Origin of the sequence: Vibrio sp. YT-17 (assembly GCF_033337375.1) — a bacterium.
In the GTDB taxonomy this organism is placed as follows: Bacteria; Pseudomonadota; Gammaproteobacteria; order Enterobacterales; family Vibrionaceae; genus Vibrio; species Vibrio alginolyticus.
On sequence record NZ_JAWOQP010000026.1, the window covers coordinates 17,024 to 30,733 of the forward strand.

Annotated in this window: 13 protein-coding genes; 10 read left to right on the forward strand and 3 right to left on the reverse strand. The window is 48.5% G+C overall.

The annotated features are described in order from the left end of the window. Positions 1-55: 55 nt before the first annotated feature. From R7F67_RS20215 to R7F67_RS20245, 7 genes are all read left to right on the forward strand, one after another. Positions 56-1,033, forward strand: coding sequence for an ABC transporter permease (locus R7F67_RS20215; RefSeq protein WP_005379110.1), 978 nt, complete (start codon positions 56-58; stop codon positions 1,031-1,033). Between the two features lie 2 nt (positions 1,034-1,035). Beyond that, positions 1,036-1,986, forward strand: a complete 951-nt coding sequence (locus R7F67_RS20220) for an ABC transporter permease (RefSeq protein WP_258475522.1) — start codon at positions 1,036-1,038, stop codon at positions 1,984-1,986. Between the two features lie 157 nt (positions 1,987-2,143). Next, positions 2,144-3,163, forward strand: coding sequence for an SPOR domain-containing protein (locus R7F67_RS20225; protein WP_017636150.1), 1,020 nt, complete (start codon positions 2,144-2,146; stop codon positions 3,161-3,163). Between the two features lie 226 nt (positions 3,164-3,389). Next, entirely contained in the window at positions 3,390-4,397 is a 1,008-nt protein-coding gene (locus R7F67_RS20230; protein WP_017636149.1) for a substrate-binding domain-containing protein, read from the forward strand. A gap of 55 nt (positions 4,398-4,452) precedes the next feature. Further along, positions 4,453-5,388 carry a LysR family transcriptional regulator gene (locus R7F67_RS20235; RefSeq protein ID WP_005379132.1) on the forward strand — a complete coding sequence of 312 codons (936 nt, stop codon included), beginning with the start codon at positions 4,453-4,455 and terminating at the stop codon, positions 5,386-5,388. Between the two features lie 267 nt (positions 5,389-5,655). Next, positions 5,656-6,060: an SMR family transporter gene (locus R7F67_RS20240; protein ID WP_005379135.1), complete on the forward strand. Its 405-nt coding sequence runs from the start codon at positions 5,656-5,658 to the stop codon at positions 6,058-6,060. Next, positions 6,057-6,386, forward strand: a complete 330-nt coding sequence (locus R7F67_RS20245) for an SMR family transporter (protein WP_005478614.1) — start codon at positions 6,057-6,059, stop codon at positions 6,384-6,386. The genes R7F67_RS20240 and R7F67_RS20245 overlap by 4 nt, the downstream gene beginning before the upstream one ends. A gap of 891 nt (positions 6,387-7,277) precedes the next feature. Here the strand turns inward: R7F67_RS20245 and edd are convergent. Beyond that, positions 7,278-9,074 carry a phosphogluconate dehydratase gene (gene edd / locus R7F67_RS20250; protein WP_115385639.1) on the reverse strand — a complete coding sequence of 599 codons (1,797 nt, stop codon included), beginning with the start codon at positions 9,072-9,074 and terminating at the stop codon, positions 7,278-7,280. Further along, positions 9,074-9,598: a gluconokinase gene (locus R7F67_RS20255; protein ID WP_005478642.1), complete on the reverse strand. Its 525-nt coding sequence runs from the start codon at positions 9,596-9,598 to the stop codon at positions 9,074-9,076. The genes edd and R7F67_RS20255 overlap by 1 nt, the downstream gene beginning before the upstream one ends. 153 nt (positions 9,599-9,751) lie before the next feature. On the opposite strand from R7F67_RS20255, the gene R7F67_RS20260 reads away from it, so the two are divergent. Together R7F67_RS20260 and R7F67_RS20265 are read left to right on the forward strand one after the other, a co-directional pair. Continuing rightward, positions 9,752-11,128 (forward strand): GntP family permease, encoded by a 1,377-nt coding sequence (locus R7F67_RS20260; RefSeq protein ID WP_005478622.1) that lies wholly within the window; start codon positions 9,752-9,754, stop codon positions 11,126-11,128. 9 nt (positions 11,129-11,137) lie between these two features. Beyond that, complete coding sequence (locus R7F67_RS20265; RefSeq protein ID WP_053307267.1) at positions 11,138-11,749, forward strand: bifunctional 4-hydroxy-2-oxoglutarate aldolase/2-dehydro-3-deoxy-phosphogluconate aldolase; 612 nt, start codon at positions 11,138-11,140, stop codon at positions 11,747-11,749. Positions 11,750-11,854: 105 nt separating this feature from the next. Here the strand turns inward: R7F67_RS20265 and xapA are convergent, their stop codons facing one another. Next, entirely contained in the window at positions 11,855-12,679 is an 825-nt protein-coding gene (xapA, locus tag R7F67_RS20270; protein ID WP_169644349.1) for a xanthosine phosphorylase, read from the reverse strand. 121 nt (positions 12,680-12,800) lie between these two features. Here xapA and R7F67_RS20275 point away from each other — a divergent pair, with 121 nt between their 5' ends. Continuing rightward, on the forward strand, positions 12,801-13,706 hold the full coding sequence (locus tag R7F67_RS20275) for a LysR family transcriptional regulator (RefSeq protein ID WP_005379156.1): 906 nt from the start codon (positions 12,801-12,803) through the stop codon (positions 13,704-13,706). The last annotated feature ends 4 nt before the right edge of the window (positions 13,707-13,710 follow it).

Sequence of the window (13,710 nt, forward strand, 5' to 3'; positions counted from 1 at the left end):
TTAGACTGAATTTTCTCTCTAATTTAGAGATCTATGGATAGTTAAGGGGCAAGGAATGTTTTCGTTTCTGGTCAAGCGCCTGTTTCAGGCACTGATAGTGATGTTTGTGATCAGTTTGGTGGCGTTTGCCATTCAGGACAACCTGGGTGATCCGCTGCGTGAGCTTGTAGGTCAGTCGGTTTCGGAATCGGAGCGTCAAGCGCTACGCGACGACTTAGGCCTGAACGATCCCTTTATCACAAAGTATACGCGCTTTGTGGGTAATGCACTGCAAGGTGATTTGGGTACCTCATATTTTTTCAAGCGACCTGCGGTTGAGGTGATTCTCGACAAGCTGGTGGCTACATTAGAGCTCGTGTTTGGCGCGACGCTTATCATCATTGTTTTCTCTATTCCGCTTGGGGTGTACTCTGCGATTCATCCTAAGAGTGTTTTTACCAAATTTGTCATGGCGATGAGCAGTGTCGGTATCTCGATTCCGGTGTTCTTAACCGCAATCATGCTGATGTATGTCTTCTCCATAGAACTCGGTTGGCTGCCTTCCTACGGGCGGGGCGAGACCGCTAATGTGCTCGGTTGGGAATCTGGCTTCTTTACCATTGATGGTATCAAGCACCTCATCCTACCTTGTATTGCGCTAGCGTCTATCATGTTGCCGTTGTTCATCCGCTTGGTGCGTTCAGAAATGCTGGAAGTTCTGAGTTCGGAATACATTAAGTTCGCCAAAGCAAAAGGTTTGAACTTACAAAAGATTTATTACCAACATGCACTTAAGAACACCATGCTACCAGTATTGACAGTAGGTGGTGTGCAGATTGGTACCATGGTGGCCTACACCATTCTTACTGAAACCGTGTTCCAATGGCCGGGCACTGGCTTCCTTTTCCTAGAGGCAATCAACCGTGTAGATACACCGCTGATCACTGCCTACGTTATCTTTGTTGGTCTGATCTTCGTGGTAACCAATACCATCGTTGACTTGCTGTACGGCATCATCAACCCAACTGTGAACCTAACTGGAAAAGGAGCTTAATCATGAGCCAATCAAATTTAACACCAGCTCCTGCTCCATCAGCGTGGCAGCGTTTCAAAGAGTCAGATTTTCTGTATTACTTCAAACGCGACAAAGTGGCGATGGCGAGTTTTACCGTCTTTATGATGTTCTTAGTATTGGCATTGGCTGCACCGATTCTTGCGCCAACAGACCCGTACGATCTGACGTCTATCGACATCATGGATTCAGAGCTACCACCGTCTTGGATGGAAGAGGGCGATGAGCGTTTTGTTCTTGGTACTGATGAGCAAGGCCGCGATGTTTTATCGACCATTCTTTACGGCTCTCGTTTGTCTTTGACGATCGGCTTTTTAGCCGTCGGTCTTCAGTTGATTCTGGGTATCATCATTGGTTTGTCGGCGGGTTACTTCGGTGGTCGTATCGATAGCTTCTTGATGCGCTTTGCGGATGTTCAACTATCGTTCTCAACCATGATGGTGGCGATCATCGTATCGGCCATTTTCAAAGCCAGCTTTGGCAGCGATTTTTACAGCCAATACGCGGTGGTGATGCTGGTGGTGATCATCGGTGTGGCTGAATGGCCGCAATACGCACGGACTATTCGTGCCTCGGTATTGGCAGAGAAGAAGAAAGAATACGTCGAAGCGGCGCGTGTGATGGGCTTTAAAGCTCCGCGAATCATGTTCCGTCACATTCTGCCAAACTGTCTATCGCCAATCTTGGTTATCTCGACGGTACAGGTAGCGAACGCGATCATGTCGGAAGCGGCGCTGTCATTCCTAGGTTTGGGTCTGCCAGTCGATCAGCCGTCACTGGGTGCGCTAATCAGCATCGGCTTTAACTACATCTTCTCTGGTGCATGGTGGATTACTGCTTTCCCTGGCATCGTGCTAGTAACATTGGTTTTGGTTATCAACCTGTTGGGCGACTGGCTACGTGATGTATTCAACCCGAAACTGTACAAAGGATAAGAATTTTCCCACCAAGCGTTGTAAATTCACTTAATTCCTTCCTAAACTGAGAGCCGGATGCAAATTCCGGCTCTTTTTTTGCTAGTTATTCTTTGTTCACATTTTTTTGGCGCTTTGCCGCCATAATGACCTTACCCACTAATTTAGAGTGAAGTGTATGGAAATGAAGAAGGCACAACACCCATCTCGTATCTTCCAAGCAAGCCTGGCTTTGGGTTTGTTGCTAGTATGCGCCCAGTTTTCTAGCCCAGTATCGGCGGAGGAGTTCCTTTGCCAAGCCACTCAAGCCAGCGAGAAAGAATTACCGATGCTTGAGAAAACGTGCCCAATTGGTAACGGAGTATGGGGAAAGAAAGTGCCGCAGGGGGGCAACTACCTTTACTGGATTCAATGCGGATTGCTACCCAAGCCTATGTCTCTCGCGAAAGCTAAGCCTCTCTATAGTAAAATCACGACTGACGTATGGATGAAGCCTGAATCCAAAGGCTATCGCTGTTTGATTGGACCTTACAAGGCATTGTCTGATGCGAGGGATGACTTACGAGGAGTCAAAACCTTGTCGAATTACAAAGAGGCGTTCATCCGAGTGGTTGGGAAAGGGACGAAACAACCAGTAACACCACCTACACCTAAATCTACTGTATCGTCGAAATCAGCCGCATCTTCGGTTAAGCCAACACCGACGGTGACCCCGAAACCCGCGCCAGTTCCTGCTGTGCGAGCTGATACCGACGCCTTTAAAGCGCGGGCAGAGAAGCCAGATACCAAGGCAAAAAGTTCGCGTGATAGCTCTTCGTCTACGCCTGTTGCTAAGACCAAAGCGAAGCCAATTGTCACTGGAAATGATGACATTGAAGTTCGGTTGAGAACTTCAGTGCAGGGCAAAACGTACGTGGTCCCATATTTACTCGATCACCATAATCAGTTTTACATGGAACATGGTAAGCCGTGGAACCGCCTCAACTACGAAAACTCGCACAAAGTATGTCAGCAACTGGGTATGAACTTAGCTAACCCTGCAGAGTTTAAAGCGCTGAGGGCGTCTGGGGTGATGGAAAAAAATCAATGGCCACTGCAACTGCCGTATTGGGGCAAAGATAAGAAAGGTTTGTTCGCCGATCGTGAGCCCAATCAGCTCACCGGGACCTCATTGTTGAACGTGGTGTGCGTGAAATAACGACTCAGATATTGCGGTCAAAATATAGAAGAAAGCCCCGAGTTCGGGGCTTTTTTGCGGTCTCAAATATTATCGCTATTTAAGTGGCGTTTCTTTGTGATGCGTTTGCTAATACGCTCTACCACTGATATTCATCTCATTTTGCGAATTATTTTCACTGAACTTGTCGGCAGAGAGTCTATTCGTCATAATGTTACTTGTAACATTACTGATAAATCACATATTTATGGCTCAACAGAATAAGAAAACTCGTACGACATTGCAGGATGTCGCAGACCAGGTTGGCGTCACGAAGATGACCGTTTCACGCTATATGCGTAACCCTGAATCGGTGGCAGAAAAGACTCGGGCCAAGATTGCGACTGCGATTGAAGAGATGGGTTACATCGAAAACCGTGCACCGGCGATGTTGTCAAAGTCCTCCAGTAAAGCCATTGGTATTTTACTGCCGTCTTTGTCCAACCAAATTTTTGCTTCCTTTGTTCAGGGCATAGAGATGGTGACCAAAGCCAATGGCTATGAGACGCTTTTAGCGCATTTTAGCTACGATGAGCTTGAAGAAGAGCGCAAGATCGCGTCATTACTCTCTTATCAAGTCGATGGGCTTATTCTAACTGAAAGCCATCACACGCCGCGTACATTACAGATGATCAAAAATGCGGGCATTCCGGTGGTCGAAACCATGGAACTGCCATCGGAGCCGATTGATATGGCGGTTGGACTCGATCATGAAGATGCGTCGTACACCGTGGTTAAGCAGATGCTAGATACGGGGAAGCGTACAATCGTCTATTTTGGCGCGCGTCTGGATACGCGAACCAAATTGCGGATGCAAGGTTACGATCGCGCGATGACAGAAGCAGGGCTAGAACCCAAACATGTATTAACTGGTGATCATTCTAGTTTTTCTTTAGCGCATGATTTGCTCGAACGCGCACTGGAAACGCACCCAACGCTCGATGGGGTGTTCTGTACCAACGATGACATCGCAATTGGCACCATGCTGAGTGCGCAGCAACGTGGCATTCAAGTTCCACAGCAATTGGCAGTGGCGGGCTATAACGCGTTGGATATCGGTCAAACCATCAGTCCGAAACTGACCAGCGTTGATACGCCGCGTTTCCAAATTGGTGTAAAGAGCGCAGAGCTATTAATTGCGCGCCTGAAAGGCGAAACGCAAGAAGAAAAAGTCTTCGATATGGGTTATCAGATCACGTCGGGAGAGAGTGTTTAACTAATTGTTAACTGCTCTTTGTATTCGCTCATCAATGGTATTGGTAGGTTAGGGTATGGCACATCAGCTGGATGCATTGGATCTCAACTTAATGCGTTTATTAAAAGCCGTGGTGGAAAACCGCAGCATCAAGCTGGCCGCAATGCAGCTTGGCATTTCTCAACCGAGCGCTAGCCGCGGCGTGATGAAGTTGAAGCAAGTGTTTGATGACCCGCTTTTTGTGCGTAAAGCACATGGGGTAGAGCCATCACCCATGGCGATTCGTCTCGCCGCCGAGTTCGACAATATGGTTGCACCACTGGAAAAAGTGGTGCAAGAATTTGAAGTGTTCGACCCACTGCAATACCAAGGGCAGATTGCGATTGTAACTGACCCTTATTTGATGGATGAGCAAGGGCAGCGACTGCTCACTGGTTGTCATCGAGCCTTTCCCAAAGCGCACTTTGCCTTTTCCAGCTGGAATACTTACTCGCACGATGAAATGTTAGAAGGCGAGCACGATTACTGCATTCTTGACCAAGAGACCGAGCTGTCGAAAGACATTTACATGCGCCCGTTATTCGTTGAAAAACGAGTGATTTTGGCGCGCAAAAACCACCCAACGTTGTCGAAAGTCAGCAATGATTGGGACACGGTGTCCAAACTACCACTCGTCTCTTTGCCTGCGCCTGCGTCATATAAACCGCTTTGTACCGTGGAGTCCGAGTATCGACGCATGGGTTATGAGCCAGTAGTGTTACTGAAGTCCTATAATTTGCGTTTGGCTTGCCAAATGTTGCAAGAAACCGACGCGATTATGTATGCCAGTCAAAGCTCAGCATTGTTGATGCCAGAACTCGCCTCTTACGCAATGCCACCCGTTAATCGTGAGTTTAGCCAGTTTGTTGTCTCTGGCGGTTTCCTTCAAACCAACCGCAACCATCCTTTGCACAGACACCTGCATAAAGTGGTGCGACAAACCCTCAATACGCCGCTGATTTTTACGCAGTGATGTCACTTTATGGCATCGGCTGAATGAGAGTAGATGCTTTAACCTTATCAATATTGTGTGATTACATAGACAACTTACTTCTTAAGATATTCAAAAATGAATATCTCAATTACCTGTCTCTTTTTCCTACCCAGCGCTAACCTTATCTCAAATAGTCAGGAGAAGTGGCTCATTTTTATCTTTTTAACTTTTTGAATGTCGATACAGGTACGCGGCATTCACCATTCTCCGTTATGCATTTTTTTAATTTCTGATGGAGGATTAATCATGCTAGTTGCACGTCTATTTTTATTGCTCGCCATCGTTGCCGAAGTGGCTGGCACCAGCACTATGTCTCTTATCGGACAAGGGCACGGGTGGTGGGGCTACATCGTAATGTATGTGCTGATCGCAATCTCTTACTACTTTCTCGCGTTTGCCGCGAAGAAAATATCGATAGGTGTGGCATACGCTGTTTGGGAAGGGTTAGGTATCTCGTTGATCACCGTGGTGTCGATCATCGCCTTTGATGCCAACTTAAACCATCAAGAATTGTTTGGTTTGATGTTAGCCGTTGTTGGCATTGTGTGTGTGACCTTAGGGGAATCACATGGTCAACCTAACGCCAAGAAAAATGCCGATAAACCGGCAAAAGAACGTTCATTTTCTACTAGTACAAGGTGCGAATCATGAGTCAATTTTTTACGATGTCATTTGGATTTGTCGTGATGGCTGCCTTGGTCGATATCATGGCCAATATGGCGCTGACACGCTCAAAAGGCTTTAAATATAAAGGCTGGGGCATTGCGGCGATTGTGTTGGTACTGACAGCATTCACACTGTTGGCACAAGCGGTGAAAGAGATCGACTTAGCCATTGCTTATGCCTCTTGGGGTGCGATCGGTATCTTGGGTACCGCAGTGGGTGGAGCCTTGCTGTTTAAGCAGAAACTCAAGCCAATCGGCTGGTTTGGTATCTTTGTGGTGATTGCTGCCGTCGTAGTGATGAAGACCGCTTGATGTAATTTACTGAATGCTAGATATCGTCATTCTGAGCAGCAAGAGACGAGCGTGATTCAGAATCTACCAACAAAAAGTGCTGTGGAAGAGGGGTTTTCTCTGGCTTCACAGCACCTTGATATTAGATTCCTGATCTCGCCTAGGCTCGTCGGAATGACGGACTCATTCATTTTTAAAAAGAACAGAGGCCAATCCTAAAGTTCGTCATTTTGAACAGCGAGGGACGAGCGTGATTCAGGCTCTACCAACAAAAAAGTGCTGTGGCAGAGGAGTTTTCTCTGGCTTCACAACACGTTGATAGTAGATTCCTGATCTCGCTTAGGCTCGTCGGAATGACGGATTCATTCGTTTTTTAGAAAGAACTGAGGCTAATCCCAAAGCTCGTCATTCTGAACAGCGAGGGACGAGCGTGATTCAGAATCTACCAACAAAAAGTGCTGTGGCAGAGGAGTTTTCTCTGGCTTCACAGCACGTTGATAGTAGATTCCTGAGCTCGCCTAGGCTCGTCGGAATGACGGATTCATTCGTTTTTAGAAAGAGCGGTGGCCAATCTCAAAGCTCGTCATTCTGAACAGCGAGGGACGAGCGTGATTCAGAATCTACCAACAAAAAGTGCTGTAGCAGAGGGGATTTTCTCTGGCTTCACAGCACGTTGATATTAGATTCCTGATCTCGCCTAGGCTCGTCGGAGTGACGGATTCATTCGTTTTTAGAAAGAATAGAGGCCAATCCTAAAGCTCGTCATTCTGAAAAGCGAGGGACGAGTGTGATTCAGAATCTACCAACAAAAAGTGCTGTGGCAGAGGTGTTTTCTCTGACTTCACAGCACGTTGATAGTAGATTCCTGATCTTGCTTAGTCTCGTCGGAATGACGAGGTCTTTCTTCTCGCCTTAAACAATAAAGCTTGCGCCTTCTTCTGCACTCGATACGTTTTGGCGGATCACGCTAAACAAGCCTCGTCCCCAAGTTTGTTGGGTCGATTCGGTATCGAAATGAATCAACTCGCGACCAGTGGTGTCGCTTAAGTTGTTCAGTTCGCCCGTTTGGCAATCCAGACGAATCAAATCGCCGTTGCGCACCAAACCAATCGAGCCACCACGAATGGCTTCTGGAGAAACATGAATCGCAGACGGAATTTTACCGGATGCGCCAGATAAACGACCGTCAGTAACTAGCGCCACTTTAAAGCCCGCTTTCTGCACGTTGCCGAGGATTGGCATCAGTTTATGCAGTTCAGGCATGCCGTTTGCCGCTGGGCCGTTGTGTGTGACCACAACGATGCAGTCTTTGTTCAGCTCGCCACGTTTGTAAGCGGCTTCCACTTCGTGTTGGCATTGGAATACGATCGCTGGTGCCACAATCACGCGTTGCTCTTCTTTCACCGCAGACACTTTCACCACGGCTTTGCCCAAGTTACCGTGAAGTACGCGAGTGCCGCCGGTGTTTTGGAAAGTGGCGTCTGGTTTGGCGATCACGTCACCGTCTTGGCTGCCTTGGCACGGCCTCCAAGTCAGTTGGCCATCGACAAGGCTCGGCAGCGTCATTTGGTCTTCAAATTCACCAAACACGGGTTTCACATCGCGATGCAAAAGCTCGGATTGGTTCAAGCGGTGCAATAACGCGGGCACGCCCCCCGCGTCTTGGAACGCGTTCATATCGGCTGGGCCGTTCGGGTAAACGCGAGCTAACAAAGGAACCACATCCGACAGATCGCTGATGTCTTGCCACGTGAGCAAGATGCCAGCAGCACGCGCCACGGCGATCATATGAATGGTGTGATTGGTACTGCCGCCAGATGCGAGTAGAGCGATGATGCCGTTGACCAAGCTCTTTTCTGTGACCACTTCTGCCAACGGACGGAAGTGTGCAGAACCCGCCGTCATTGAGGCGATTTTCAGAGCCGCGTGATCGGTTAACGCTTTACGCAGTTGGGTATGGGGATGGATGAATGCCGAACCTGGCAGCATCAAGCCCATGGCTTCGAACACCAACTGGTTGGTGTTGGCTGTGCCGTAAAACGTACACGTCCCCGCAGAGTGGTAAGCGCGACACTCCATATCCAGCAGAGCGTCTTTGCCGACTTCACCCGCTGCGTATTTTTGGCGCACGTCGACTTTCTCTTCATTGCTGATGCCTGTTGCCATCAGACCCGCTGGTACAAACGCAGTCGGTAGATGCGCGTAAGACAGCGCGCCCATCAGTTGCCCCGGGGCGATTTTGTCACAGATACCAAGCAGTAATGTGGCATCAAAGACATTGTGACTCAAAGACAACGCCGTTGATTGCGCAATTAAGTCACGTGAAAACAGCGACATATCCATGCCTGCTTGACCTTGAGTCACCCCATCGCACATCGCTGGCACACAACCTGCGACTTGCGCCGTATGGCCGTAGTCCGCCAGCACTTGTTTGATTTGCACTGGGTAATCTTGGTACGGCTGGTGGGCGCTCAACATGTCGTTGTAGGCGCTGATCAGCGCGACATTGGCATGAGTAAAATCGAGAATATTTTTCTTTTCAGAAGAGCAAGAAGCGGCGACTGCATGGGCTAAGTTACCACAAGATAAACCAACGCGGCCTTTGCCCGCTTCGGCTTGCACTTCGGTGCGAGTAAGAAAGGCAGCGCGCGCTTCACGGCTGCGCTCGGTCAAACGTTGTGTGACCTCAAGAACAACAGAGTGAGTCATTACGCCACCTCGATCGCTTGCATTTTGATTAGCTCAGCGGCAGAGCGTTCCACCACGTCGCTGATGTCTCCGTCGATACTGATGATCAGAGTTTGAGGCTCGTTGTCTGGGCGCTCTAGCGTCTCGAATTGGCTCTTCACCATGTTTTCTTTCATGAAGTGGCCTTTGCGCATACGCATGCGATTAAGGATCAACTCCATATCGCCATCAAGGAACAGGAAGGTCACGTTGTCGTTGCCTTCGCGGATCTGATCGCGGTAAATCTTTTTCAGTGCTGAACAGACAATAATGCCGTGTTCGTTTTTGCTTTCTAGGCTGTACGCCGCATCACGAATGCGTTCTAGCCATGGCTTGCGATCATCATCGTTCAGAGGCTGGCCCGATGCCATTTTCTGAATGTTCGCTCGTGGATGAAGATCATCACCATCAATGAATTTACGCCCTAGCTTTTTCGCTAGATGCTCACCAATTGTGCTTTTACCACTAGCACAAACGCCCATAACGATGACACTACTACCAGCCATAACTTATCCTCATAACCAAATTTGCGCGTGATCTCAATTTTTGAATTCACTTTAAAATATGGGTTTATCTTATTCATGTTATCGGTAACATGTTACCGGTAACTGAAATAAATGTGAACCATAACACAAACAATAATTCTTAAAGGTGAACCTATGGAGCAATTAACCCAAGCCCCAGATCCTACGTTCCTACTGACGATTGCAGGCCTTGCCATTGCAGCGTTACTCGTTCTGATCATTAAACTGAAAGTCCATGCTTTTGCTTCCCTTACTATGGTGAGTTTAGGCACAGCAATCGCCACTGGCGTTCCTTCTGAGAAAGTCGTATCGACCATGATGGGCGGCTTCGGCGGCACACTGGCTTCCGTGGCATTGCTGGTTGGTCTTGGTGCGATGATCGGTAAAATTCTTGAAGTGACTGGCGGTGCGAAAGTGCTGGCAGACACTTTGATTGGTCGCTTTGGTAAAGAGCGCGCACCATTTGCTTTGGGCGTCGCTTCATTACTGTTTGGCTTCCCAATCTTCTTCGATGCTGGCCTTGTAGTGATGATGCCAATCATCCTAAGTGTGGCGGCTCGTTTTGGTGGCTCACCAATTAAATACGCGTTGCCAGCAGCCGGTGCTTTTGCGGTTATGCACGCGTTTGTTCCACCACACCCAGGTCCGGTTGCAGCGGCAGAATTCCTTGGCGCAAACATCGGTCTGCTATTGGTGGTGGGTATTTTGGTTGCTATTCCAACTTGGTACCTTGGCGCTTACCTATTTGGTTTGTACGCGGGCAAAAAATTCGATATCCCACTATCTAAAGCCTTCTTTAATGGCGAAGCGATGGTGGATGAGCGCAACGCACCAAAATTTGGCACGGTTATGACCATCCTTGTGCTGCCAGTCCTGCTAATCTGTTTGGATACGGTATTGAACACACTGGCGGTTGCAGGTTTGATTGATGGCAAAACGGCACTGGTTGAGTTCCTACGCATGCTAGGTAAAACCCCAGTTGCGTTGCTGATCACTTTGATTGTCTGTCTGGCTGTGTTTGCCAAAGACTACGGCATGGCAAAACTAGAAAAATTATGTGGTGAGTCATTGGCTCCTATCTGTGGTGTTATCCTAGTAACGGGTGCAGGTGGCATGTTTGGCGGCGTACTGCGTTCAAGTGGTATCGGTGATGCACTGGCTGACGTTCTTACAGATACAGGTATGCCTGTGATTGTGGCGGCGTTTGTTATTTCAACCTGTCTGCGTGTTGCTCAAGGCTCGGCAACGGTAGCGCTAACCACTACGGCAGCTCTTATCGCGCCAGTTGTGGCTGCATCAACAGGTTTGAGTGAACTCGACCTTTGCTTTATCGTAATCGCGATTGCGGGTGGTGCAACGGTACTGTCTCACTTCAATGACTCTGGTTTCTGGTTGGTATCTCGTTTGCTTGAGATGGATGAGAAAACCACATTAAAAACTTGGACGGTAATGGAAACGTTACTTGGCGGTATCGCGTTTATTATCGTCGCAACATTAAGCTTTATTCTTTAGAGGTTCCCCATGACAACACTTGAACAACGATTAAGAGAAATCAAAATCGTCCCAGTTATCGCAATCAACGACGTAGCACACGCTCTGCCACTGGCAAAAGTGTTGGTAGAGAACGGTTTACCATGTGCGGAAGTGACATTCCGCACCGAAGCTGCGGCGGAGTCGATTCGCATCATGCGTGAATCGTACCCAGAGCTGTTGATTGGCGCGGGCACCGTTCTGACCACAGAACAAGTGGATATCGCAATCGAAGCGGGCGTGGACTTTATCGTTAGCCCAGGCTTCAACCCAACCACAGTGAAATACTGTCAGCAACGTGGTGTGACTATCGTACCGGGTGTAAACAACCCAAGCTTGGTTGAGCAAGCGATGGAAATGGGTTTGCGTACGTTGAAGTTCTTCCCTGCTGAGCCATCAGGCGGCGTAAACATGCTGAAAGCACTGACGGCGGTTTACCCAGTGGAATTCATGCCAACAGGTGGCGTAAGCCCATCCAACGTGGAAGATTACCTAGCGCTGAAATCGGTTGTAGCTTGTGGCGGTACTTGGATGGTGCCAACCGCAATGATGGACAACGGCGATTGGGAAGGCATTGCTGAATTGGTTCGTGCAGTTAAGTAAAACGCACAAACGGCTCCGAAATACCCCCGAACGTTAGAAAACGTGACACAAAAAAGGGTCATCAAGTTACTTGATGACCCTTTTGCTTTTGGGAATGAAACAGCTTTAGAAGTGATGCTTCATAAAGCGCTTAATAAAGCGAATGAAATCGGCTTCGGCTAGCTTCGCGCACTTCAATGTTTGGGCGTGAGACAGTTCTACATCACCCAAACCTTCTGCCATGTTGGTGATCGCACACACTGCCAATACGGGTAAGCCGCAATGCGCCGCAGAAATCACTTCTGGCACGACCGACATGCCCACTACATCACCACCGATGATCTGCATCATGCGGATTTCGGCTGCGGTCTCAAAGTTGGGGCCTGTGTAAGAGACAAACACACCTTCATTCAGGTGAATGCCATTGGCTTTGCCGACTTCAAACGCTTCTGCGCGCAGGTCTTTGTCGTACGCATTGGCGAGGCTGAAGAACCTCGGGCCGTACTCTTCATCATTCGGACCGATCATTGGCGATTCAGGCATGGTATTGATGTGGTCATGAAATACCACCAGAGAACCGACGTCGATGCGTTCAGGGCGAAGTGAGCCTGCCGCGTTGGTGACGAGCAGAAACTCACAGCCCAGCTTTTTAAAGGTGCGTACGGGCGTGGTCATGACCTTCATTGAGCCGTGTTCGTAGTAGTGACCGCGACCTTTCATGCACACGACGTCTACGCCGCCCATGGTGCCAAGTACCAACTCACCAGAGTGGCCTTGCACGGTGCTAACCGGAAAGCCTTCGAGCTCTTCGTATGGAATGACCACTTTGTCTTGTAGCTCGTCTGCCAATACGCCTAAGCCAGAGCCTAAAATAAACGCCGCTTTAGGTTGGAAGTTTGGTTTGCGTTCGTGAATGGTTTGTAGCGCGCCGATTACTGGATCGTGATTCATGTTAGTCACCTTCTGGTTGTGTGTTGATTCCATTGTGTGACTTTCTGCGCTGGTTATCTTTGCTTTATTCGCTACTATCATCCTTAAAAAGAGGATGATGAAATTCGCTAGGACTCAATGCATGAAGTCAGAACCATTTGAGCGCGTGACGCTGAAGATGCTGCGTTACTTTTACGAGGTCGCACAAACCAAGCATTTCACTAAGGCCGCCGAGAACCTTAATATCACCAATTCGCCGTTGAGCAATCGCATCAAAGAGTTGGAAGAGGTGCTTAACGTCAAACTGTTTGAGCGTGATTCAAGAAACGTCATGCTAACGGAGGCCGGGCGATTGTTGGAGTCCAAATGCCAACTGATTTTTCAGACCTTAGATGTCTCGCTCAATCAAGTGCAGCAAGTGGGTTTGAACCAGAGAAACATCTTGCGAGTTGGTGTGGTAAGTAGCGCATTTTGGGGCGGATTTGATCGTCTGTTACAGCGCTTCCATGCTGAGCATGACACTTATCACGCCGACATTTTTGACCTTAACCCAGAGACGCAAAAGAAGCACCTGAGCGAGAAGAAAATCGATGTGGGCATTGTGCGTTTTGCCGATGCACTCAACATTTATCCGTATCAGTCGGTGTCTTTGGGCAAAGATGTGTTTGTGGTGGCGGTGTCGGAGCAACATGAGTTAGCCAGCAAATCTTTGCTGCGACTCCAAGATTTAAAGACGTGTGAGTTTGCGTTTATGAGTTTGGCGAATTCTGCCTCGGCAAACTTCATCATTAATGCCTGTCTGCAAGAAGGCTTTTCACCCCATATTGGCAAACAAGTGGTGGAGCCAAGCACCTTGATGGCGTATGTGGCAAACAGCAATACCGTGACGTTGGTGCCGTCGACGTTTTCTCAGCATCATTGGCATGGGATTCGTTTTATCAAGCTGAAAGAGTCACTGCGTGCAGACTTGTGTCTGATTCATGACGGTAAGCAGGAGAGTGCTATCAAAGCCGAGTTTATTCGCACGTTATTGGAGAACGCGAGTTAAGCAT

What these genes read in the sequence shown, in the direction of transcription:
- R7F67_RS20240 (WP_005379135.1), top strand. Translation starts at nt 5,656, where the DNA reads ATGCTAGTTGCACGTCTATTTTTATTGCTCGCCATCGTTGCCGAAGTG.
- edd (WP_115385639.1), bottom strand. Translation starts at nt 9,074, where the DNA reads ATGACTCACTCTGTTGTTCTTGAGGTCACACAACGTTTGACCGAGCGC.
- R7F67_RS20225 (WP_017636150.1), top strand. Translation starts at nt 2,144, where the DNA reads ATGGAAATGAAGAAGGCACAACACCCATCTCGTATCTTCCAAGCAAGC.
- R7F67_RS20255 (WP_005478642.1), bottom strand. Translation starts at nt 9,598, where the DNA reads ATGGCTGGTAGTAGTGTCATCGTTATGGGCGTTTGTGCTAGTGGTAAA.
- R7F67_RS20230 (WP_017636149.1), top strand. Translation starts at nt 3,390, where the DNA reads ATGGCTCAACAGAATAAGAAAACTCGTACGACATTGCAGGATGTCGCA.
- R7F67_RS20275 (WP_005379156.1), top strand. Translation starts at nt 12,801, where the DNA reads ATGAAGTCAGAACCATTTGAGCGCGTGACGCTGAAGATGCTGCGTTAC.
- xapA (WP_169644349.1), bottom strand. Translation starts at nt 12,679, where the DNA reads ATGAATCACGATCCAGTAATCGGCGCGCTACAAACCATTCACGAACGC.
- R7F67_RS20215 (WP_005379110.1), top strand. Translation starts at nt 56, where the DNA reads ATGTTTTCGTTTCTGGTCAAGCGCCTGTTTCAGGCACTGATAGTGATG.
- R7F67_RS20265 (WP_053307267.1), top strand. Translation starts at nt 11,138, where the DNA reads ATGACAACACTTGAACAACGATTAAGAGAAATCAAAATCGTCCCAGTT.
- R7F67_RS20220 (WP_258475522.1), top strand. Translation starts at nt 1,036, where the DNA reads ATGAGCCAATCAAATTTAACACCAGCTCCTGCTCCATCAGCGTGGCAG.
- R7F67_RS20260 (WP_005478622.1), top strand. Translation starts at nt 9,752, where the DNA reads ATGGAGCAATTAACCCAAGCCCCAGATCCTACGTTCCTACTGACGATT.
- R7F67_RS20235 (WP_005379132.1), top strand. Translation starts at nt 4,453, where the DNA reads ATGGCACATCAGCTGGATGCATTGGATCTCAACTTAATGCGTTTATTA.
- R7F67_RS20245 (WP_005478614.1), top strand. Translation starts at nt 6,057, where the DNA reads ATGAGTCAATTTTTTACGATGTCATTTGGATTTGTCGTGATGGCTGCC.